Consider the following 23,954-nt stretch of genomic DNA (forward strand, 5'->3'; position numbering starts at 1 on the left):
ATCCCCTGTATTCTTCGGTATGATGCACAGCCCTGTTGTTTTAAGACGTTTTGCGCTAAAATTAAACAACTGAAAAATGTATTTAACCGGAGTACCATCAGGCATGAAAAAATTGCTCATTTCACCTTCACAAATGGCATTAGGCGAACAAGAAGGCCATATTTATCAAAATATTCTAAAGCAGGCTTCTGAAATCAGCTTAAACCTGATGGCGGTGAAAATAGAAAATCATCCTGAAGACTTCTTAGGTTGGTGCTATGAACTACTTAATGCTAGCCGTGACCGTATTAATCATGATTTACTCGAAACCAATCAATTACCAATTTTAAAAAAGCTTAATGACTTATTAGTTTCAGCAATTAGCTTCTTACAATTGAAAACATTACGCGTAGCGCCTTGGCCTGTAGTTAGTGTATTTATAGAGCAGCATAAAGATGTGTTAGCCCTTGATGAACAGTTACGCCTTGCCAACTATATAGCTGGTATTCGCGAGCAATCACTGAAAGAGATGATCCCTGAAGATTTATTAGCATTTAGTGGTAAACATACTTCTGCACTGGATCCAAGTAGTTATAATTTTGATGTCGAATGGTTTAGCTCTACTAAAAGCGCCAAAGCTTTTCATCAAATGCTTGCCGACCTGCCGGCATTATTTGATGAAGCATTAGCACATATACCTTTAGAAGGTGAAGTAACTGAAGCTGATTACCAAGAATTTGTGGTCAAATATTTAAAAGCCTTTACTGATAGCAATGAAAAGCCAACGCTTGCACCGGCAACTCGTCTATTAGCAATGCGCCGCCCAGATGTTTTTACACCAATTAATAACACCCGTTTAGATGCACTTTGTTCAGCATTGGCTATTACTAAATTAAATAATCGTGACTTTGCGCGTTATTGGCAGGATATTGTCCAAGCAGTTCATGGTATGTCTTGGTTTAAAATGGCAAGTGGTGACAGCGAGCTGGATCAACAACTTGTTGCAATCAAAGCATTAATTCCGTGCTTTTTCTATCATGCAGACAAAAACACGCCTGAAAACTCTAACTACATCAAGTTATTGAGCAAGCCAAAGCGTACAACTACCACTGGCACTAGAAAAGTGCGTCGTGGTAAAGAGTCTGCTGAAATACTTGTTGATCGCGCACTTGCTGCTGACGATATGCCTGAGCATATTCGCGCAAAGCGTGATTCAATTATCAGCGAAGTACAAAAAGGCCGTGGCGTGAACGAAACAATCAGCCTAATGCGTACTATTTTTGGTTAAACCACAGTAAAAAATACAAAAACCCGCTGCAACTGAGTTGTGCATGCGGGTTTTTTTACGCACCAATAAAGTGCGCAAGCTTCGTAAAAAACAATCTCCTCCTTTCACTATAAATATTTATACCTTTGTTTATAAAGTAATTTAAATATAAATTATTGCTTTTCATTTAACTTGGCACAAGCAGTGCTATTACCCTAGTAGACAACTAAAAATAGGATCCGCAATTATAGACTGCAATCTAATTAATAATTGCGAGCCAAAAAATCAGCATAACAACAGGATACCAAACATGTTAAAACTAAAATCAGCAATTGCGATCAGCACACTTGTACTCATGGGTGCAACATCTACAGCAGCATATGCAGAAGTAACAGCCAATGCCGCAGCAACTTCAAACTACTTATGGCGTGGTCAAGAACAAACCGGTGGTGATGCTGCAATTTCAGGTGGTATTGATTATGCCAACGAATCAGGTTTTTATGCTGGTACTTGGGCTTCAAATGCAAGCTGGGCCGATGAAATGACCTACGAGCTTGATCTCTATGCTGGTTTTGGTGGCGATATTAATGAAAATATGAGCTATGACGTTGGCTACATCTATTACGCTTACCCTGATGCAGCTTCTGGCGCAGACGCTGATTTTTCTGAAATTTACGGTAGCATCAGTATGGGTGGCTTTAGCTTTGGCGCATCAGTTCTTGCAACTTCAGCCGCAAGCGGTGATGGCACAGACTTTGGTGATTCGTTATACCTGACTGCAGATTACGGTTTCGCAGTTGGTACTAATGGCACTGAAATGGCCTTACACTTAGGCCACTACTCTGGTGATTTTATTGGTGATGACGATATCATCGATTACGGTGTATCTATCTCTAAAGATGGCTTCACTTTTGGTCTATCAGATACCGATATGGATGACAGTGATATTAAGGCTTACGTTGCTTTTTCAATGGACTTTAGCCTATAAAAAGAATGTGTTACTTGCTGCAACACTAAGGGCCGTAAGGCCCTTTCTCGATCTTGGTAAGCGGTAAGCGGCTAAGTTCATATTTTATATCAAGACTTACCCTCAACTCAGACTGCTTATAGCTTAAAACTTACAACTCCTATGGCACACTGTGCCCTGTTGAACCTTGCCAAATACGATACCATTGTTCACGACTGAGTTTTAACTGCTTAGCGGCAACAGCCGATTTAACACGCTCAATGTTGCCAGTACCCAGTACCACTGATGGGGAACTTGGGTGCATTAATAACCACGCGTAAACCACTTGATCAATAGAACTTGCACCAATTTCGCTGCCGACTTGCTCAAGTACTTGACGCAGGCGAATCGCTTTTTCATCATTTTCTGCAAAAATGCGACCGCCAGCCAAAGGTGACCAACACATAGGTTTAATATCAAGTAACTGACATTGGTCTAAACTACCATCATCAAGTGCTTGCATTTCATACGGTGAAAATTCAATTTGATTGGTCACCAATTCAAAATCAAGACGCGACTGCAATAAACTTAGTTGTGATGGCGTAAAGTTTGATACACCAAAATCGAGTACATCACCATTTTGCTTAAGAGTAGTGAATGCCTCAGCTACTTCGTCTGCATTCATCAAATAATCAGGGCGATGAATAAGTAATGCATCTAATCTATCGGTATTAAAATGCTTTAACGATTGCTGTGCTGAGCTAATAATATGTGCGGCACTCGAATCGTAATGATTAGCTTGGCCTGCTAACCCTAAGCTTGCAAAAGCAGGTTTGATACCACACTTAGTAATAATTTTGATCTCATCACGAATACTTGGCTTTAAAGCTAAAGCTTTACCAAACTCTGCCTCACAACCATATCCACCGTAAATGTCAGCGTGATCGGTGTGCCTTACACCGGCTTCAATTGTTTGCTCAAGAAAAGTTAAACACTGTTGTGGAGTAATTTGCCAATCTAATAATCGCCAAAACCCAAGTACTAGTTCGTCAATAGCGCGATCTGAGCTGTTCATAATTCCACCTTTATTTTTGTAAAAAATATTGTCCCGGCAAGTTCAATGCAAGTACCAAAACAGTATCCCTATCAGATAATTAATAAGCCATGATAATTTAATTGACCTTATTGATGTATTATTCTACATAATAAATAAGGTATTAATAGCTGAAAGTTATACCAGCACATGCATTAGCACATCAGTTTTATTCAGAGCTTTACCTTTTTTTGATGGCACAGGTAACGTAATAAACTTTTTGGATTAAATGAGGCTACAGATGAAAGACTTAACCCACACTATATACAGGCTGATGGCTTGCCTTTTACTCACGGTTAGTCAGTTGAGCTTTGCGGCAACCGCTGAACAAGAAGTCACTCATTTGCTCAGCTTTATCGCGCAAAGCAACGCGACTTTCATTCGTAACGGTGATCAACACACCAGCACCGAAGCCGCTGATCATCTTGCTATGAAATACCGCAAAGGCAAACGCTACGCTAAAACCGCTGATGAGTTTATTGAAAATCTTGCCAGTAAAAGCTCATGGAGTGGCAAACCTTATACCGTTATTCTCAAAGATGGTACAAAAATAATCAGTAAAAAATGGCTTACAAACGAGTTAGCTCATTTTAGAACCACAGAAAAGCCGCAATAAGTGCGGCTTGGTTTCACTCTTAGGAGGGGTGATTTAAATTCTGAAATACAAACGATTCTTGAGCTGATATTTGTGAGTTCAAGAAATTGCTTAACTTTCATATTATTCATTTAATGAAGTATCATATGCAAACATAGCTGAACATTTTGTGAACACAACCTTAAAATAATAATCAAATAAAAATAAAATAGCAAAGTTGTAAACTAGATAGTACTTGCACCTGATTTTGCCACGAATGCTAAAACGAAACACAAAAAATAATCACCGATTTTAACTAAAAGTGAAAGCCACACAACAGCACAGTAATCAAATAGTAGCTCTGTAAGTGATACTAGCATTATCACTATAATTTCGTCATGCTGGATAGTAATAACATTTTGGCTTGTCTAATTTCAGCGCGCAAACAGCTGCATAGTTGTTTGATGTTAAAGCGAATAATAAACCCAATTAATACACTCAGCTATGCATATCTGCAGCGCCTTTTCATTAGCACTGAATTATAAGCCTGTAGAGCTATGACACTTTAATTTCGTTCTTTAATTGATAACCAGAAAGGCAAGCGATAGTGGATTTCTATAGGCAATATTTCACTCAAGTGCCGTAGAGTTTTATCTGTATCCTTTGTTGAAAAAGTCCCTGTAACTTTATACTTCGCAAGCTGCGGTTCAACACTGATAACACCCCGTCGGTAACGAGCAAGTTCGGCAATAAAATCGGTTAATTTGCTGCCATTTGCTTGTATTTTATGCTCAAGCCATAACGGCTTAGTTGTGAGTAAATGTTGTATTAGCATAATACTGTTTATATCAAAAACAGCTTGCTGCGTGGCTTTCAATCTAAGTAACTCTACGCCCTGCTTGGGTCGAAGCTCCACAACCCCTTCATAGACTTCAACTAAAGTGCGATACTCTTGTTGCTTGACAGTAAAACGTGTACCAATTGGCACAGCTTTTCCATCTCGCGTGGTCACATATAAAGGGGCTGTATGGCGTGCGCTGGTGACAGATATTTCTCCTTGTAATAAGTGTAATCTTCGTGCTGACTGATCGAAGTCAATATAAACGAGAGTATCTGTATTCAAAGCCATGATCGTACCGTCATTTAGGGTAACGGTTTTAATTTCTCCAACGGCAGTAACATATTCACGCCCACGAGGTTGGCTTGCTCGCCCCGCAAAAATCAAACTCAGATTCGCTAGGCTAAAGAGACCTAATACAAGTAGCTGTCGCCGTGATAATCCCTTTTTCTTACGTGCTAATACTGCACGACTAAGTTCAGATTGCGGAGCTTGATGAAATGTCTCCTGCAGTTGCTCTAACCGCTGCCATACTAAGGCATGTTCGGGCTCAGCCTCATACCAAGTTTTAAAAGCACTTTTATCATCTTGGCTAACATCTTCAGCCCATAATCTAGCCATCCAAACCGCGGCTTGTTGTATTGTCTCAGGCGAGATTTGCGTCATGATTAAAACAACATTTCTAGGTTAACCATTAAACAACTTTGTAATGCTCTGGCTATGTATTTTTCTACCGACGACACAGAAACATTTAATTGCTTTGCTATTTGTTTATAACTCATATTTTCAAGCTGACGCATCAATAATGCTTGGCGGACTTTTTCGGGTAACCGCTGCAAAAGATTATCTATTTCCGTCAGCGCTTCAATCATTAGCAGCTGAGACTCTGCAGATGCCGACAGAGCAATAGGATCATTTGCAATTAACTCTAAATACGCAGCTTCTACATTGCGCTTGCGATACAAATCTATCACCAACCCTTTAGCAATATGCGTTAAATAACGCCGAGAGTCTCGCATGCTTGGTAGTGTTGTTTTTGCTAACATGCGCAAATAAGTATCTTGTACTAAATCTGCTGTGGTTTCAGGACAACCTAAGCGGCGTTGAATATAAATAGACAGCCAGTTACTGTGCTTTTTATACATATCATCAATACACGCTATATTGACAGGATTGCTTATCATTCTGTATCACCCCTAAAAATGAATGCGAATGATAATACTTATTAATTGCAGTTAATTCAAGGCAAACCTCCTTTTGCCTTTACATTAACTTGTGAATAAAGAGAGTTTTTAAAACTTTTTCTCAAACTTTAAACTGACACTGTTTTTATCATAACTATATAGCCAATCTACATTACTGTTAACAGCAGTATGATTTAAGGTAAAAATTGGTGTCATACTAAATACAGCTAGATTTGGCATGCTTACAATCAGTGTGTAATTTTGCTCAAGGTCTTTACGCTTTTGCGCCAATAAAGCACTATACTGTTCATATTTACGCGATCTGAGCGATGCAAAGAAAGTTGTCTCTACCCCATTACTCCAGCGCTTATTGACACCAAATCTACTCGAAAATAATTGGTAAGCATGTACCTGTTCACTGTTATTCTTTTTACTGTAATCTAGACCACCAAACAGTAACCATTGTTCATTAAGCTGATACCAAAGGGTATTGTAATTTGCCAATTGTGTACCGGATTGATAACTATAGTGCTGAGGTTGATAAGACTGCTGTTCAATTTCAAGCTCAAGTTTTACATTTAGTTTTTTCGACAGGTTTGTTAGCCAATCAAGCTTAACACCCGCAGCACTGTAAAGCGTACTATTGCCTAATGCATTGTATTTAAATTGCCCAGATGCTGAAAATTGCTCATAAGCCGTTTGATAGCTATAACCTAAATTAGCAATCACAGTGTGCTCATTATATTCACTGTTACTTAGATAATTACTGCCATACGCAAGACCTCGGAAACTCAATCCGTGGTGACCAGAATAAGCGAATCGTTTACTAATATTTGCATCAAAGTCAACACCGTCTCCCGATACAGCCTGAGGGGTTTCACGCTCAATTAAACACTCTTCGCTCGGCAGCGAAAGCAAACACGTATAACTTTGTGATGACTGATTCAAGTTATCGCTAAAACTTGGCCCTAACGCAAAAGACCCCCGCCAAGCTTGACGATAGTTAAGCGCATCAATAAAACTATTTACAGTGTGGCGTACACCGTCAACCTTAGGGTTGTCATTTGGTAACTGCTCAGCAATATGTTCAAACAATATAAGCGCATCAGTATTTTTATTATTATCAAACAACACCCGCGCCAACTCTAATTGACTAGGTAAAAAGTCTTGTCGCTGAGCTAATACAGCCAAATGTTGCTGTTCAGCTTCGTTTAAACGTCCAGCAGATCGAGCAATCGCACCTTGCGCATAATGAGCTAGCATTACATCGTAATTTTTTAGTGCCACATAGCGAGATAAAAAATCTTGTGCTGCTGGCCATTGTTTATGCTGAACTAACAAATAGACTGCTTGGCCTAATTCATGAACATTGTTATTAACTTGGATTTGCTGACCATTAATTGTAAAAGAGGAAGACTTAGCTGAATCATGCGCCGCATCGGCAACCATTGAATGCTCATTTTGTTTTATATTTTGCTCTATACGTTGCTGTAAATGTAATCGCGTTTCAGTCGATGCAGATAAGAGAGGGGAGTTTAACACTAACATTACTACCCATAATTGCACTGTATTACGGTAATAATGACTTTTATTTTGATGGTTCATAATAATACTCAAAAGCGTCAATTAAAGGGGCCAAATATTAGCCCCAACTAAATAATTGCGATTACTTTTTAGTTCCACCAAACGCAGTATCTAATTGACGATCAGCAAAGGTAGCAATACCTGCAAGTGACGCAGCATCAGCACCAAAGAAATGGCCTGTAGCTACACCCCGAGAAGTACCATTTGCTAACGAGGTACCATTAAATGCAGCTGTGGATGATGTTATGTTTGCATTCACTGTTAATGAAAGAGATGAATTAGCTAGGCTACCTGTTAACTTCTGAGCACCAAAATCAGCCGTAAAATCGCCTGTAAGTTGATTATTACCACTGAACTTATTTACTCCTTTAACTGCATAACTAGCTATACCACTTACTGGTACTGTCGTGTTGGTATTATTACCAACATAATATACTGCGCGGTCGTTGCCATTACCGTTAAAATCTTGTGACCATTCACCAAACCAGACATCGCTAGTACCCACTTTTGCAAAATTAAATGTGCCAGTACCACCATGACCCATGCTTAAAGAGTGAATACCGTTAGTTGGTTGGGCATAAGCTGATAACGCCTGAAAATCAACTTTCTGTTGAGTAGAGCCCATTGCCGCAATGCCAATACCAGCTCGACCTGCTACATGAGGACCACCATTAACCGTAGACTCTCCTACTTCAATATTGGTATTGTCATTTTGAGTACCTACGTAATTTGCATGGGCAGCAAAGCTAAAAGTGGTTGTAAGTACGGCGAGTGTTGTGAATAATTTGTTCATTTTTCAGTTCCTTTTAAATAAAAAATCAATGAAATAAAAAGCACAACTAAGGTGCTTTCATTAACTACACCGAACGAAAAATAAAAACCCACAAAAAATAATAACTATTTAGTTTGTGGGTTTATTTTTTAAGCTAATTCAATAAATTAAAAGTTCATTTGTAGTTTTAACTTCACAGTTCTACCAGGAGCTGGAACGCTCGAACGAACCAGTGGGTCAATATAATAAAGATCAGTCAAGTTAGTGGCTACTAACTCAACGTTAAGGCGCTCACTCCAAATATACTTTGCGTATGCGTCAAAAGTCAGCGCTTTATCTCGCTCAAGATCTTCTTCAGTTTTACTGGCTGATAAATACACACTTCGTAATCCGGTTTCTAAGGAATTTTCGAAATAACGACCACCAAGGCTCAAGTTAACCGAGTCATTAGGAATAGCTTGATCACTTAAGTAACCACCTGCAAAACCAGCATGTACACAATTAGGAACAGAGCCCTCGACAGGGTCCTGAGTAATTGCAAGGCTTTCATCACAGACTTCATTCTTAGTCATGTGAGATAAACTTAAATCAGCAAAAAACGAACCATTGTCATAGCGGCCTTGAAACTCAAATCCTTGCAGCGTTTGCTTATCAATATTATAAAAACGAAGTAAATTACCTGAGCGTTCTATGACATCTTTTGTTTTATGATGAAAGTAGGTTAATTTAATGTCCCCTTGTTCAAAGTTATGTACAAACGCAGTTTCATAATTATAGGTATGCTCTGGTTTAATATCTGTGTAAGGGTTGTTATTAGCCGAGAAGCCTAAAGTACTTTCGAACATACTCGGGAAGCGGATGCCCTCGGTATAACGTATGTACACTCGACTATGTTCATTAAGTAAATAAGTTGCAGCAAATCCTGGAGCCCAGTGGCTGCCCTTTTTTTTACCGCCCTCAATTGGCTTCTCGTACTCATTAACAGGCCCACCCGCTTGGCGACAACTGCCTTCTATATAATTAGCTACGTTATTCAATTCACCGTTAACACATATATTATTTGCTCTGCGGTATTTACCCTCACCATTATGTAACCAAGGCTCTAAATTGACTTTATTTTTCATTTCTCGGACATCTTCAAGGTAGCTTAAAAAGTCTTCAAGGCCTGCAGCATCGCCTAAGAAAAGATCGCTATACTGCTCTCTCTCTTGCTCCCTTATTTCTTGATGTTCCGCTTCTGTGTAAGCTGTTTTATACTCTAAATATACCCCTTCAGCGGCAGAGTGCTCTTTCGTAAAGCGCTCATCCTCAGCCGCAATTCGGCTTGATAAAAAGTCATCAATCGCCCAATAACTTTTATAACTCGCACCAGCTGAAAGTATCAGCGACTCACTAGGCATCCATTTAAAATTAAACTGCCCTTCAAGCTCTTCTCGTCTGCCCTCACGAGGCCAGTGCTTCCAACCATCGACTGTACCGCGATATTCATCTTCTGAGCGAATTTTATGATATTGATAACGCGCTGACATAGTTAGCTCCAACTCATCCGATAACATCATTTGGTTACTTACATCAAAACCAAAACGATTCTCACGGTTATTGGCAACTGCTGTATTACGTATTATTGGGCTTGCATCAGGATCCGCTAACTCCCAAATAGCATTAGCGTAATTTGGGAACCCCCCAGCAGAGTTAGTATTGCTAATGGTATGAGTGCTCCAGAGGTTTGAAGTGACGTTAATAAACTTACTTTTCGGGTTCCACTGATATTTTATGTTATAGGCTTGTGCTTCAACTTTACTAAGAGGCCATTGTGCCATTTCACCATTTTCACCTATGTCACCAGCTCGACTTGCCATAATTTCACCGTATTGCGCATTAGTGATACGTGCACCGAGGTTTAATTGCTGGTTTTCACTAATATTAAATTCACCTTTGAGTAAAAAAGATTCCAACTCGCTGGATGTATTTGGCACTTCATAACCTGGTCGTTGACGGTGCGCTAAAGAACGCGGATTCATTTTAGTAATATTAAACTCTTGGTCATTAGGCTGATTGTAAAACTCTGATTTTTTGGTGCCACTAAAATAGTTGCCCTTATTACGATATGCATAGGCGGCGAGTAATTCATAGTTATCTTGGCGCGTAGCTAGCGCTAAACGATAAGCATAGTCTTCACCAGACAAGGGGTTATTTTCTTTATCACCACTCATCTCTTTCCATAAAGAAGGGTCGCCGTAAGCAAAATTAGGTGTCATTTGCGGGAAACCTTCCACCTCCCTGTAATCCTGCCCAGTCAATAAAGTCGGCAGCTTAGGAGCAACGGCATTATTACTACTTTCCATTACAAGACCCCCACCGCTGGTTTCCCCTTCAAGCAGTACGTCGCTAGCACTAATAGTGCTAACTTGTACCCCCCCACCAACTGAAGTATGTGCATTTGGAGTTAGTGAAGGGCCTTTTATTGCTTTAATACTGCCAATTAAATTTGAATCAACATAATTACGATTTGAAACGCCGCGATAGCCGCGCCACACTGTAATTGCTTGCTCAGTACCGTCTATTGATAATGGCACTCGCCCTGGTCCTTGTACCCCGCGAATACTCGGGTCAACACCCCCACCATTTCGTGCATCACCGCTGTAAATATTGAGCATACCTTTAAACAAATCAGCAGCATCTTTACCCTTATATCGCTCTATTTCATCTATTGATGTATATACCGTTGATATATCATCATCATAAATTGCATGCTTACCAGCTTCATCACGAGTGACACCATAATTATCTCCAGTAGCCACATTGATGGTATCTAATATCATTCTATTTTCGCTAGCTTTAGCTAAAATTCGATACGAGCCATCTGTTTGAGCCACACTATAAAGCCCACTATTAGAGAGTAGAATATTCATAGCCTGCTCAGGACTATAACGACCTTGTAATGAAGGGCTTTGGGTTTTTTGCGACAAACTAGCATCTAAATGAAACTCTATACCTGCGGTGATCGCCAGCTGATTTAAACTATCATCAAGCTTACCTGCGGGAATATTAAAGGTATGAATCTGCGGTGTAGCCGCATATGACACCCCGGGCGCTGCTAAACTAGCCATTCCAAGATGGGCACTGAGCAATAAGGTGAGTAATTTAGGTTTAGGTAAAAATTTCATGTCGACTTCCTTTCTTGTAGTTAGGTATTAACTAAGCAATACACCGAATGAAAGTGACTATTCCTCAAAAAATAATTTAATTTTTAATCTTTCACTATCTTGTTTACCCAAAAATGAATCATCTTAATGAAGACCGACAAAGTAATTTTGTTATCTAATTACAGGAAAATGTAAGTGAAATATTACTTGCACCTAATCTCGCTACTGGGTATAAAAATAGTTATCAACATTTAATAAGAAGCGAAAAGCCATGCAGCAACATGACCACCAACCACTTACAGACTTTATTGAATATCCACATGAACAGATGCTTGAACGCGCTAATGAGTTTTTAACGACAAGCCAGCGTCGTCATACAATTCGTAGTTTTAGCGACCGACCGGTGCCAAAAGATATTATTCAAACCTGCATTAAAGCCGCAGCTACAGCACCAAGTGGTGCAAACCACCAACCGTGGCATTTTGTAGCAATTAATAGTAGTGATGTGAAAAAGCAAATTCGTGAAGCAGCCGAGAAATTAGAACGCTCATTTTATGAAGGCCGCGCTGGTGAAGAGTGGTTAGATGCTCTAAAGCCATTAGGCACTGATGCCAGCAAACCTTATTTAGAGCATGCACCTTGGCTAATTGCCGTATTCAGCCAAAAGAAAGGCGGCTTAAATACTGATGATAAAAACACCAACTACTATGTGCATGAGTCAGTCGGTATTGCCACCGGCTTTTTAATTCAAGCATTACATCGCGCAGGGCTTGCAACACTAACTCACACACCTAAACCAATGAGCTTTTTAACCGACATTTGTGGCCGCGACAAAGACAACGAACGCCCCTATATGCTGCTCATTGCCGGTTACCCAAGTGATGATGCTACTGTGCCTAATCATGCCTTGGTGAAAAAATCACTCGACGAAGTTGCGACCTTTATTTAGGTTTAAAATCCACCGCTAATGTGTCGCCGGCGTTAAGCCCGGCGATAATATGCTGTTTAGCATTAATCACCTCCCCTAAACGAACAAAGCGGCGCTCAATCTTTTGCTCGTTAATAACATATACCATGGCTAATTGACCGTACTCATGCACCCAACTTGGCTCAATTAAAATTCCTTGCTCGGTATCCAGTGGCAAGTGAAGCTGTGCATATAAACCAGGCATCAAGTTTGATTGTGTTGGCAACTCTAAACGAATTAACATACTACGTGCAGCACTATCGGCAATCGGAACAATTTCACTCACCACCGCAACAGCGGTTATATTAAGTGAAGGCAAACTGACCGTTAAGCTTTGACCCAGTGTGAGGCTAATTGCCTGACGTTCTCGCACATTAAATTCAAGCTGTAATTGTTGTGGATTATAAAGTGCCAATAAAGGTGAACCAGGCACTGCGGTATCACCTGGTTCAACTAACCGCTCTACAACAACTCCAGAAATGGGCGCTTTTATACGGGTAAATTCAAGTGCGACTTGTGCTTGGGTTTGCTGTTGCTTGGCAACAGCTAAGCTTGCGGTTAAGTTATCAAATTTCGCTTTTGCTTCATCATTATCACTAACCGATACCAACCCTTGTGAATATAAGTCAGTTACGCGCTTAAGCTGTTTATCAGCTTGTGTAAGTGACGCTTGAATGGCTTTTATTTGCGCATCACTTTGTGCCAATTGCGCTTTAAAATCGTCTTGCTGCAAAGTAATGAGAACATCGCCTTGCACAACACTATCACCAGCACGTACATTTAAACGTTCCACTTGTGCCATCACTCGTGACGAAATTTGCGTGTTTTGTTTTGCAATCACAGTACCGGGAACATCTTCACTGCGCTTGATCGCCGTCCGCTCAACGGTAGCGACTTTTCCCTCATATGTCGTTGCTAATACGGGTTTATTTCCTGCGGCTTGTTTATTTGAAAAGCTGCCTGCCATATAAAGCACGGCAACAATAATCACTAACAACGCAATGATTGAGCCGAACAGTTTTGATTTACCTTGCATGAGCTTCATCCTCGGTTGTTTGTGTGTTCGCAAACACTAAATAATAAACTAGCGGCACCACAAACAACGAAAACAATGTTGATGCCACAATGCCAAAAATAATAGCGATAGCAAGACCACTAAATACGGGGTCTAACGTAATCACTAAGTTGCCTAATAAAGTTGTGCCAGCAGTCAGTAATACTGGCCGCATCCGCGTTGTGCCTGCGGCAATCAATGCCGCTTTTATTGCCATCCCTTGCTCGCGAGCTTGATTAATAAACTCAACTAAAATAAGCGAGTTACGCACCACAATACCAGCAAGTGCTATCATGCCGATCATCGCTGTTGCGGTGAATAGCACAGGCTCTGGAGCACCGGCTATGGAGCGCTCACCAAACTGATTTAATAACCAAAAACCCGGCATAATACCAATCACAGTAAGTGGAATAGCCGACATAATAATCAGTGATAAACTGGCAGATTGCGTTTGTATTCGTAAAATAATAAAAATGGCGGTTAACGCAAAAGCAAACGCAATTCCCATATCTCTAAACACATCAATTGTGATCCGCCATTCACCTTCACCACTAAACGTTACATGCGTGCCTTGTGGTAATTGCCAAGCCTGAGTTCCACCGTTATTAAAAAAGCTGCGGGCTAACCAATTTGTTTGCTCAAAATCATCGCTACTTACATTTAAATCAGCGTTTACGTCCGCAATGATTTCTGCAGGAGTACGGCCATTAAGCTCTGCCATCACGTATACAACCTCGCGTTGGTCTTTACGCATAATCGGTTTTGCGACATTTAGGTTATGAAATTCACCCAGCTCAGATAAAGCCACCAACGGTCGTGGCGCACTAGTTAAACCAAACTCATTAGTTGATTTTGCCAGCTCTCTATCACCTCTGATTTGTATAGCAAGCAGTTGCGCTAATTGGTTTCGCTGCTGATATGGTAATTGCATTTTGATCTCAACGGGCTGCGTTTCACCACTGACATACATTACGCCCACATTTTTACCCGCAGATGCAATCGTTAATGTATTGGCAATATCTTGTGTTGATACCGCCGACAAAGCCGCCTTGGCTTTATCGGTAATAAAGCGCTGCATCGGAGCCGTGGCTGCAATACTTGTATCAACTTCAACTACATGGGGCTCTTGCTTCAGTCGTAGTGCAACTTGTTGAGCCGCTTGATGGTGGGTTTGCGTATCAACAAACGGATCACGATACACTTCAGCCACTAAGGTGCTAAATACTGGCGGCCCGGGTGGAACTTCAACCACTTTTATCACAATGCCATTAACGGCCAATGGCTCAAGCTGTTTACGTAAACGCATCACGACACCATGAGACTGTTGCTCGCGCTGCGCTTTGTCTAATAGTAATACTCTAAGCTCAGCTAAATTAGCGGCCTCACGGCGATAATAACCGCGCACCATACCATTAAAATCCATGCTTGATGGTTGCCCAACATACGCAGCTATTTCACTTACTTCACTAAGCTGCCATGTTATAGCTTGTACTTTACGAGCGGTCAGTGTTGTTTGCTCCAGATTCGTCCCCTCGGGCATATCTATCAGTACTTGTAGTTCATTTTTATTATCAAACGGCAATAACTTCAGCGGCACCATTCGCATCACGGGCAGCAATGCACTGATAATAAATAATCCTAAGGTTGCCCATAAAATCAGTTTTGCGCGCCCTTTACTGGCCAGTAAAGGCGTTAATAAGCGTTCATAAATAGCTACTTTAGGGGAAGTTAAATCATTGTGCTCAACAACCGGTTCTTTTAATAACTTCATGGCAAGCCAAGGAGTTACAAAGAATGCCACAATGGTTGAGACCATCACGCTTACAGGCACATTAAATGCCATTGGTGCCATATATGGGCCCATCATGCCAGTGATATAAGCCAAAGGAATAAAAGCCACCATGATGGTCAGTGTCGACATTAATAATGCACCACGTATTTCGCTCATTGCAGCGACAATCTGTTGTTTTTTATTGCCTTTGTTTTGTAAAAAACGGCTAATATTATCAATGCCCGTTATCGGATCATCCACCAGCAAGCCCAGTGATAATATCAATGCAAATAACGTTACTCGGTTGATGGTGTAACCAAACGCAAAATCGAGGCTTAAGGTTATGCCATAACAAATTGGCACAGCTAAACCAACAACGATAGCGGGTCGCCAGCCTAAGAACACGCCAACAAAAATCACTACGGTAAATACCGCAAACACTAAGCTTGAGGTTAAGTTATTCACTTTTTCGTTAGCGGTTTGCCCGTAATCTCTAAGTATTGTGTAATCTATTTGCGAAGGTAAAAAATTAGTTTTTAAATCAGCCATCATTGCGTGTACATCATTTGCGACCGCGACTGCATTTGTGCCCGCTTTTTTAGCAACACTTAAGGTGACTAAAGGATGCTCTTGTGTGGTATCAGATTGCGCTAGCCACTGATAATTTTCAGGCTCACTTGGTCCATCGAGTACTTTTGCAATATCTTTTAAATAAACACTTTTGCCGTTAATAACATTTACAACAAGCTGCTCAATCGCGGCTTTTGTTCGTAACACATCACCAGCTTGTAGCATGATTTGTTGCTCTGCATTAACAACACTGCCAACCTGAGATAATTGATTAGATACACTCAGTGCATAATAAACATCGCTGAGCGTAGTTTGATGAGCTGCTAGGGCCGTCGCATCTAAATTGACCGTTAAAGTGCGTTTGCGCCCAGCAATCACTTTAACTTCACTGGTGTTTTCTATGCGCTGTAAACTATTCGCAATTTCGTTAGCAAAACGGGTTAACTCATAGTCGTTATATAATTTAGGATCTTTACTAAATAAGCCTAGCATCACAATCGGCACGTCATTTACTTCGACCGGGCGCACCTGCCATGAGCTAATAACTGACGCCATGGTATGTTGATAACTATATAGTTTGGCGTAAGTATCGAGGATTGCTTGTTCACGATCATGACCCACAGTAAAGCGCAATGTCACCACTGTGCCATTACTTTGTGTGGTTGAATAAATATGCTCAACACCGCGTAATTGCGCCAATAACTTCTCGAGTGGTTGCGTGACCAGCCTTGCCACTTCGGGAGCTTCAATGTTAGGAGCTGAGACATAAATATCCAGCATCGGCACCACTATTTGCGGTTCTTCTTCACGGGGAGTTTGCTGCAGCGCCATAATGCCAAGCAACACAGCCATTACAAAAATAATGATAGGAATACGCCCGTTAAGACTATTTTTTACTGCACTGTCGAGCTTATCCATTTGGTTATTCCTTACAAAATAAACCATAGAGCGTGGCTAACATAGCCTGTGCGTTGTCGTTAATCACCCGATAATAGATGGTCTGGCTTTCGCGACGAGTACTAACAATATTTGCTTTTCGTAGTGCAGCCAAATGCTGCGATAAAGCAGACTGTGCAAGTGGTACAGCCGCATTTAATTCAGAAACACTCATTTCACGCCCCTGCAAAGAGCACAAAATCATTAAACGGTTTTTATTTGCTAAAATTTTTAATAGCTGCTCAGCATGCTCTACGTTATTAGCCATAGCTGCAAAGTCGATAGTCATAGTTCCACTCTTATATTCAAAGTACAGCAGATTATAGTTAGCTATATTAGAAAAGTCTAATATTATAATTTACTAATGTAGCTTTATCTAATATATTAAATAGTAACAGTCACTATTACTAAGGTTAACCGTGAAACTAAACGATGCTCTTCGCTTGATAGCAGGTGTAATGATTTGCATATCATTGTTACTACAGCAATTTCATGATCCATTGTGGATTTGGTTTACAGTGTTTATTGCTCTAAACTTAATTCAATCAGCATTTAGTAAATGGTGCCCGATGATCACTCTTTTAAAAAAACTAGGTTTCGAGGAATAACATGCTTACTTCAATCCCAGATCTAATGAAAATAATTACGCCAAATCAACGCCGCATTGAGGCTACACAGGCCAAGCAAGAAATTGCTGGCAACAAAGGGCTATTAATTGACGTACGTGAACCCGCCGAACATGCGGCAAAAGCAGCTATCGGCGCAATTAATATTCCCCGAGGTTTACTAGAAATGAAGTTAATGGAAATCGAAAAAGACCCAGCTCGGCCAATTTACTTACACTGCGCCAGTGGCGCACGCGCAACATTAAGCGCTGAAGCACTTACCCGCGTTGGTTATGAAAACGTCACCGTTATTACCTGTCATGCAGAACAGGTTTGCCAAGTATTTTAATGCAATTGGCATAACAGCTTCACATAAAAGTCATACTGGTCGGATAAGCTCTTACTTTTAAATTTAGCGGTACAGAGCAATGACGTTTACACGAAGAAATTTTTTAAAAGCCTCGGCGGCAGGATTTGGTGTCGCCGTTTTATCATTAGGATTAACAGCTTGTCGGTTTGATGATGAAGATGACGACATTCTTGACGTGAGCTTTGCTCATGGTGTTGCCAGTGGTGATCCATTAGCTGACAGCCTAATTCTGTGGACTCGTGTAACCCCTCTAGATCCAACAACCACCAGCATTAAAGTACAATGGCAAGCAGCAACCGACCCTAACTTTGCTAATATCAGCCACAATGGTGAAACACATATAAGTGCAGCTACAGACTTCACCCTAAAAGTCGACTTACAAGGCTTAAACGCCAACACCACTTACTATTATCGCTTTAAATCGAATGGCAAAACCTCACCTATTGGTGCAGGTAAAACACTACCAACAGGCAGCATTGATAAAGTGAAATTTGCTGTTATATCGTGTGCCAACTACCCCGCAGGCTTTTTCCATGTGTATGGTGAAATAGCCAAGCAAACAGACATAGACGCTGTATTGCATTTAGGTGATTACATCTATGAATACGGCAATGATGGCTACGCTACTGAAGATGCTGGTATTTTAGGCCGTTTACTGCCAGAAGATAACAGTGACGAAATAATTAGCTTAGCTGATTACCGTAACCGCTACGCTCACTATCGTACTGATTCAAACTTACAAGCTGCGCATAGTAACTGTGCATTTATTACTGTGTGGGATGACCACGAAATTACCAATGACACATGGCGAAATGGCGCAGAAAACCATAATGAAGGCGAAGGTGAATTTAGCGAACGTAAGCTACATGCCCTACAGGCCTATTTTGAATGGATGCCAATTCGTAATGTAGCTGATAAAGAAAGAATTTACCGTCGCTTTGAGTTTGGTAATTTAGTCTCTTTATACATGCTAGACACGCGTGTACTCGCCCGTGATGAACAGCTAAACTATGCTGATTTTGACCTAACCAGTGCACAAGGACAAAGTGATTTTGCAAACGCACTAAGCTCACCATCGCGCGCATTACTTGGCAATGAGCAGCTAACATGGCTCACTGATGGCATGACAACATCAAACTCAAAATGGCAGGTACTTGGCCAACAAGTACTGATGACCAAAATGCATTTGCCGTTTGAAGTACTGCAACTACTAGTGAGCTTACAAATAAGTCAAGCAAATGGCGGCGACACAAATGCATTATTAGCACAAGCATCGGCATTATTTGCTGAACTTGCACAAATCAAAGGCCGCGTGCTTGCAGGCGATCCAAGTGTTACTGATGCCGAACGCGCTCGAGTTGATACTACTGCACCATACAATTTAGATGCATGGGATGGTTACGCCTACGAACGTGAAGTGCTGCTTGGTACTGCCATTGCCGCACAAAAGAACTTAGTGGTTTTAGCGGGTGATACTCATAACGGTTGGGCTGGGCAATTAGTTACTGATGCTGCAAACCCAATTGCAGCGTCACAAAATGCCGGTGTAGAATTTGCTACCTCTTCTGTGTCTTCGCCTGGTCTTGAAGAATATCTAGCACTGAATACGCAAGGGCCAGAAGCAACCGCACAAATGGAGCAAGTAATCCCATTATTGGTTAATGATTTAATCTATAACAACCTCGTAGATCGTGGCTACTTAACCGTTACTTTTACCCCAGAGCAAGCCACCGCTAAGTGGAATTACGTGAGCAGCATTAAAACCGCTTCATACGAAATGCAAACCGAGCGCAGTAAAGAACTACGTATGCTAGCAGGTCAGCCAGTAATACAAGGGTAAAGATTCTAGGTGCTAGGAAAAAGCTTTAGATGAAAGATTAAAACAGCCCGGCGATCACTTGATCGCCGGAATTTTTGCGTTAAGACTTTAATCATTGGTAATTCCTTTCATATTCTTAGTGTCGCTATTCCTCTCAAAGTGCATGAATAAAACATGAGCGATACTTGATAGCACGATCAATACAATGCCTGCGATACCCAATAAAGTTTGAGTTTGTTGAAGAAAAATGTAGCCCAAAATACTAGAAAATAGAATTTGCGCATATTCAAGCGGCATTAGCTTAGATAAGTCACTTTTATTAAAAGCGAAAAAACGTGCTGCAAGTTTAGTAATAAGGAGCCCACCATATAGCATAATTAGTAGAGCACTATTTGTACCTAAAGGTTTCCACACAAAAATAGCGACGGGTAATAAGATAATCGCCGAATAGAGGGGAGCAAAAACCATTTGAGGCACAACTTTCTCTGCATTGCCTATTTTCTTTAAATTAATATTATAAATGACTAAAATAGCTACCGCTGACAGTGCAAAGATCAATCCTAGATAGAGGTTTTGCTGCGTTACTTGGCTCGCCATTAGTTTTGGAGAAAGCAGCATCATCACTCCAGCTAAATTCAAAATAATAGCGATATAGACATAGGCTTTTGGTTTTTCTCTAAAGATAAACACCGACAAAATGGACGTTATAAGTGGCACAAAAAAGTTAATCGCGGTTACTTCCGCTAAACTTAGATATTGCAGAGCATAAAACAAACATATTGTTGAACTAACACCAAGCAGTCCTCTGAAAATATGTAGCTTCATTTTTTGGGGTTTGATATTTTCCCATTTGCCTTTCGAGAATAATATAATGGCCGCAAAAGCTGCAATTACATTAACCAAAAAGACAACTTGGAATGGGCTGATAGCTTTACCTAAAAAACCACCGATTAGTAACATCACACTTAAGATAAATGAATCTGACAACATCCAAATCACTGCGGTTGACTCTTTACTAGCCATTTAACTTCTCTCCATGTGTTTGTGTAGCACAAATATATGCTACAAAATTAGAGTCCTATTAGAAATCAACTACTTTGACCCCTAATAAAGCTGCATCCTTTTCAGATAAAACCGCTTTAAATTACACCCGTAAAAGGTACAAGGCAAGAGGTTTAGAGATAATTTGAGCTAATAGCATAAGACACTTTGGGAGGGTTAAAACAAAAGAAGACCCTTGCTGTTAATGAAAAAGTTCAGATATTGGCCTTACGTTATCACACCCAAAAAATAATGACTTATTTGCTTAATAGTCACGGTTTTTGTACAAAAAATCTTTACGTGATTTATTCACAAAGAGGTTAAGAGGCACTGTAATGTGGGGGGAGAACAACCTAAACAACACAGTATAATATAAAGCTGTTCTCACTTTTTATCATCCAGCATTGTCACTAACATTTGTTCAATATTTTTCACACTGTAAGTAAGTGCGCGTATTAGCTCAACTTGGCTTTGTGGTTCATGATCAGCCGATTTTGTAGTTGACTGCTGTGCGGTTAGATTATCTTTTTGAGTTAAGATTGCCTCGCGAAACTCACTGGCATCAACTACCCCAAGTAACGATACTAATGCGCCATGACCAGACTGACCTGCGGTTTCAAAACTCAAGCGGTACAAACCAAACAAGCGCATCAGTGGACCTTGGCTTAACCCGACGTCAGTTATTTTTTCAAGTGGGATGGATTTTTCTTCTTTGAAAAATACACCGCGCTTAACAACTAGCTTTCGCTCTAATAAGTTAGCTGACATAGCTGCCAATATTCGCCCTGCCACCAGCCAGATAATGAAAGCGACGAATGGGATAAATGGAATTCCCACCAAACACAATACACAAGTGATAACTCCAAGCACTACCCAGTATGATTTTACTTTAGAGTCGAATTTAGCACTTTTTAAAATAGGGGTACTCATAGCTTACTCTTAATTTGATTAAACATTTAAATTACGTGATCACTGAGTTGAATGCAATTTAGCTAAATTGTTACCCTATTACGAAGTATTGCCAATAAACCTAAAAGATTAACACAAAGGGTTGTTTAAACAGGTCGTGTGTTCTATATTCTCGCAATCGGATTTATAGACGTCTAAACATCCACAACAAGATTATCTCATACAGAGGAAGCGCAATGACAACTCACACCTTAACTTTACTTGATGGCGGCATGAGCCGAGAGCTCACCCGCATTGGCGCTCCCTTTCAACAGCCTGAGTGGTCTGCGCTTGCCATAATAGAGGCGCCTGAAAAAGTAACCCAAGCACACAGTAACTTTATTCAAAGTGGTGCCAATATTATTACCACAAATAGCTATGCGTTAGTACCTTTTCACATTGGCGAAGAGCGCTTTGCACAATCAGCCAAATCACTTGCTGCAACAGCTGGCCAAGCCGCAAAAGACGCTGTAATACAAAATAATATAGGAACTAAAATCGCAGCCAGTTTACCACCTATGTTTGGCTCTTATCGTCCAGATTTATACCAAGCTGATCAACTTAGTCGTATCGCAACGCCTTTAATCGAAGGTTTAGCGCCTTATGCTGATTTATGGCTAATAGAAACGCAAAGCCTTATTCAAGAAGCGCTAGATATAAACACGTTAATTAACCAGATCTGCAACAACCAAAAACCGGTATGGGTTGCTTTTACCCTTGAAGATGAACAACCAAGTAATCAAGCAACTCTGCGCTCAGGAGAATCTGTAAAAGATGCAGTAACTGCCATGCTAAATGCAAAGGTAACGGGCATTTTATTTAACTGCTGCCAACCAGAGGTTATTGAGCATGCTTTAACCGTAACCTTAGATGTTTTAAAAGACCTGCAGGCAGAGCACGTACAAATAGGTGCGTATGCGAATGCATTTGCACCACAAACTAAAGAAGCTACGGCTAACGAAGGTTTAGATGAAGTACGAGAAGATCTAACCCCTCTTTCATATCTAGAGTGGGCTAAAAAGTGGCATCAACAAGGCGCCACCCTAATTGGAGGTTGCTGTGGTATTGGACCTGAGCATATAGCCCAATTAAACCATCACTTTGCGCCTTTAAAAGGTTAGTAATTAACACAGTATAAGCAGTCAAATGAAAGAAAATAAAATTGGATTAGTAGCGCTAACCGCGCTGGTATTTAGCGCCATGGTGGGTGCGGGTATATTTAGTTTGCCACAAAATATGGCTGAAGTTGCGGGCGTAAATGCAGTGTTAGTTGGCTGGCTTATTACTGGTGTTGGTATTTTGCTACTTGCTGGATGTTTTTTGCAACTCTCTCGCGCTAAACCTGAACTTGATGGCGGTATTTATATTTATGCCCGAGAAGGTTTTGGCGAGCTTGCTGGATTTTTATCTGCATGGGGCTATTGGCTGTGTGCCACCATTGGTGTTGTTGGTTATTTAGTTGTGGCGTTTGCTGCTTTAGGTGCATTTATTGATACCCCAGAACGCACCCTATTTGGCGATGGTAATACTTTTGCAGCCTTTATCGGTGAATCTATTATTTTATGGGCTGTGCATTTCATTATTGTTAGAGGCATTAAGCAAGCCTCTTTTGTAAACCTACTTGGCACCATAGCTAAAGTGATACCCTTATTATTATTTATAGGCTTTGCTTACGCGTACTTTGACCCTGCAATATTTAAAGCAAATCAAAGTAATGTCAGCGTGAAAACTGATTTTATTGAACAAGTAAAAAACACTATGCTAATTACTTTATGGGTGTTTACTGGCATTGAAGGTGCGGCAGTTCTTTCGGCTCGAGCTAAAAACCGTAAAGACATAGGCCTTGCCACATTTATAGGCGTGATTGCTGCGCTAATTTTATATATAGCCATCACTATGTTGGCATTTGGGTTAATGAGTCAGGCCAATATTACAGAGCTTAGTAACCCTTCAATGGCAGGTATTATGGCAATGATAACAGGGACCAGTGGTAAAGTTATTATTAGCGCGGGACTTATTGTGTCTGTATTAGCCTCTTATTTAAGTTGGATTATTTATGCTGCAGAAGTACCTAACAGCGCAGCCAAATATGGCGCATTTCCTAACATATTTAAGCAACAAAATAGCAATGGGACATCTATTGCATCACTGACCTTAACCAGCCTAACTGTGCAACTTTGCTTAGTGCTTATTTTATTTACCGGTAAAAGCTATAACACTTTAGTTCTTGTTTCTACGTCCATGATATTAGTGCCTTACTTTTTAGTGGCCGCTTACATGGTAAAAGTAGCCTTTGCAAAAAAGCTTTCTGTTGCTATTAAGCTGATGGGCTTTGGTGCCAGTATTTATGGACTATGGTTAGTATATGCTGCGGGGCTAAACACGCTGCTGCTATCTCTTATTTTATACATTCCTGGCATCATGCTATTTATGTATAGCCGTAAACAATTTAAGTTAAATAAAAATGCTTAAAATCAGTGCATTAAAAAC

At 40.5% G+C, this 23,954-nt stretch carries 20 protein-coding genes; 9 read left to right on the forward strand and 11 right to left on the reverse strand.

Going from position 1 to position 23,954, the window contains the following annotated elements; all coding sequences use genetic code 11:
• Positions 1-103 precede the first annotated feature (103 nt).
• Positions 104-1,267, forward strand: a complete 1,164-nt coding sequence (locus H5186_RS15290) for a hypothetical protein (RefSeq protein WP_145241931.1) — start codon at positions 104-106, stop codon at positions 1,265-1,267.
• A 289-nt stretch (positions 1,268-1,556) separates the two neighbouring features.
• A complete protein-coding gene (locus tag H5186_RS15295; protein ID WP_145241933.1) occupies positions 1,557-2,234 on the forward strand; it encodes a TorF family putative porin in 678 nt (225 codons plus the stop codon).
• Between the two features lie 139 nt (positions 2,235-2,373).
• Here H5186_RS15295 and H5186_RS15300 read toward each other — a convergent pair whose 3' ends face one another.
• On the reverse strand, positions 2,374-3,267 hold the full coding sequence (locus H5186_RS15300; RefSeq protein WP_182719225.1) for an aldo/keto reductase family oxidoreductase: 894 nt from the start codon (positions 3,265-3,267) through the stop codon (positions 2,374-2,376).
• Between the two features lie 259 nt (positions 3,268-3,526).
• Here H5186_RS15300 and H5186_RS15305 point away from each other — a divergent pair, with 259 nt between their 5' ends.
• Positions 3,527-3,901: a DUF5329 domain-containing protein gene (locus H5186_RS15305; protein ID WP_182794639.1), complete on the forward strand. Its 375-nt coding sequence runs from the start codon at positions 3,527-3,529 to the stop codon at positions 3,899-3,901.
• A 523-nt stretch (positions 3,902-4,424) separates the two neighbouring features.
• On the opposite strand, the gene H5186_RS15310 is transcribed toward H5186_RS15305, so the two are convergent.
• From H5186_RS15310 to H5186_RS15330, 5 genes are all read right to left on the reverse strand, one after another.
• Positions 4,425-5,363 (reverse strand): FecR domain-containing protein, encoded by a 939-nt coding sequence (locus H5186_RS15310; protein WP_149983094.1) that lies wholly within the window; start codon positions 5,361-5,363, stop codon positions 4,425-4,427.
• Between the two features lie 2 nt (positions 5,364-5,365).
• Positions 5,366-5,881, reverse strand: a complete 516-nt coding sequence (locus H5186_RS15315; protein ID WP_149983093.1) for a sigma-70 family RNA polymerase sigma factor — start codon at positions 5,879-5,881, stop codon at positions 5,366-5,368.
• A 108-nt stretch (positions 5,882-5,989) separates the two neighbouring features.
• The gene (locus H5186_RS15320; RefSeq protein ID WP_149983092.1) at positions 5,990-7,486 is read right to left on the reverse strand and encodes a surface lipoprotein assembly modifier; all 1,497 of its coding nucleotides are present in this window, start codon (positions 7,484-7,486) and stop codon (positions 5,990-5,992) included.
• Between the two features lie 61 nt (positions 7,487-7,547).
• On the reverse strand, positions 7,548-8,258 hold the full coding sequence (locus tag H5186_RS15325) for a Slam-dependent surface lipoprotein (RefSeq protein ID WP_182785090.1): 711 nt from the start codon (positions 8,256-8,258) through the stop codon (positions 7,548-7,550).
• Positions 8,259-8,404: 146 nt separating this feature from the next.
• Positions 8,405-11,404: a TonB-dependent receptor gene (locus tag H5186_RS15330; protein ID WP_182740419.1), complete on the reverse strand. Its 3,000-nt coding sequence runs from the start codon at positions 11,402-11,404 to the stop codon at positions 8,405-8,407.
• 250 nt (positions 11,405-11,654) lie between these two features.
• Between H5186_RS15330 and H5186_RS15335 the strand changes: the two genes are divergently transcribed.
• The gene (locus H5186_RS15335; protein WP_145241949.1) at positions 11,655-12,332 is read left to right on the forward strand and encodes a nitroreductase family protein; all 678 of its coding nucleotides are present in this window, start codon (positions 11,655-11,657) and stop codon (positions 12,330-12,332) included.
• Here H5186_RS15335 and H5186_RS15340 read toward each other — a convergent pair.
• Genes H5186_RS15340 through H5186_RS15350 form a run of 3 tightly spaced genes read right to left on the reverse strand, consistent with a single transcriptional unit; the run spans position 12,325 to position 16,970 of the window.
• On the reverse strand, positions 12,325-13,386 hold the full coding sequence (locus tag H5186_RS15340; protein ID WP_182762001.1) for an efflux RND transporter periplasmic adaptor subunit: 1,062 nt from the start codon (positions 13,384-13,386) through the stop codon (positions 12,325-12,327). The genes H5186_RS15335 and H5186_RS15340 overlap by 8 nt on opposite strands.
• Positions 13,376-16,663 (reverse strand): efflux RND transporter permease subunit, encoded by a 3,288-nt coding sequence (locus H5186_RS15345; RefSeq protein WP_182794640.1) that lies wholly within the window; start codon positions 16,661-16,663, stop codon positions 13,376-13,378. Before H5186_RS15345 ends, H5186_RS15340 begins: the two co-directional genes overlap by 11 nt.
• A gap of 4 nt (positions 16,664-16,667) precedes the next feature.
• A complete protein-coding gene (locus H5186_RS15350) occupies positions 16,668-16,970 on the reverse strand; it encodes a metalloregulator ArsR/SmtB family transcription factor (RefSeq protein ID WP_149983086.1) in 303 nt (100 codons plus the stop codon).
• Positions 16,971-17,100: 130 nt separating this feature from the next.
• Here H5186_RS15350 and H5186_RS15355 point away from each other — a divergent pair, with 130 nt between their 5' ends.
• From H5186_RS15355 to H5186_RS15365, 3 genes are all read left to right on the forward strand, one after another.
• On the forward strand, positions 17,101-17,289 hold the full coding sequence (locus tag H5186_RS15355) for a DUF2892 domain-containing protein (RefSeq protein ID WP_149983085.1): 189 nt from the start codon (positions 17,101-17,103) through the stop codon (positions 17,287-17,289).
• A 1-nt stretch (position 17,290) separates the two neighbouring features.
• Positions 17,291-17,635 (forward strand): rhodanese-like domain-containing protein, encoded by a 345-nt coding sequence (locus tag H5186_RS15360; RefSeq protein WP_182762006.1) that lies wholly within the window; start codon positions 17,291-17,293, stop codon positions 17,633-17,635.
• A gap of 79 nt (positions 17,636-17,714) precedes the next feature.
• Positions 17,715-19,496, forward strand: a complete 1,782-nt coding sequence (locus H5186_RS15365) for an alkaline phosphatase (RefSeq protein ID WP_182794641.1) — start codon at positions 17,715-17,717, stop codon at positions 19,494-19,496.
• Between the two features lie 87 nt (positions 19,497-19,583).
• On the opposite strand, the gene H5186_RS15370 is transcribed toward H5186_RS15365, so the two are convergent.
• Positions 19,584-20,498, reverse strand: a complete 915-nt coding sequence (locus H5186_RS15370) for a DMT family transporter (protein WP_182762010.1) — start codon at positions 20,496-20,498, stop codon at positions 19,584-19,586.
• A gap of 402 nt (positions 20,499-20,900) precedes the next feature.
• Positions 20,901-21,446, reverse strand: a complete 546-nt coding sequence (locus tag H5186_RS15375; protein ID WP_182719217.1) for a PH domain-containing protein — start codon at positions 21,444-21,446, stop codon at positions 20,901-20,903.
• A gap of 215 nt (positions 21,447-21,661) precedes the next feature.
• Here H5186_RS15375 and H5186_RS15380 point away from each other — a divergent pair, with 215 nt between their 5' ends.
• Together H5186_RS15380 and H5186_RS15385 are read left to right on the forward strand one after the other, a co-directional pair.
• Positions 21,662-22,585 carry a homocysteine S-methyltransferase family protein gene (locus H5186_RS15380; protein WP_182719216.1) on the forward strand — a complete coding sequence of 308 codons (924 nt, stop codon included), beginning with the start codon at positions 21,662-21,664 and terminating at the stop codon, positions 22,583-22,585.
• 25 nt (positions 22,586-22,610) lie between these two features.
• The gene (locus tag H5186_RS15385; protein WP_182719215.1) at positions 22,611-23,936 is read left to right on the forward strand and encodes a basic amino acid/polyamine antiporter; all 1,326 of its coding nucleotides are present in this window, start codon (positions 22,611-22,613) and stop codon (positions 23,934-23,936) included.
• Positions 23,937-23,954: the final 18 nt, after the last annotated feature.

It is taken from the genome of Pseudoalteromonas sp. SG41-2 (assembly GCF_014164535.1).
GTDB lineage: Bacteria > Pseudomonadota > Gammaproteobacteria > Enterobacterales > Alteromonadaceae > Pseudoalteromonas > Pseudoalteromonas rhizosphaerae.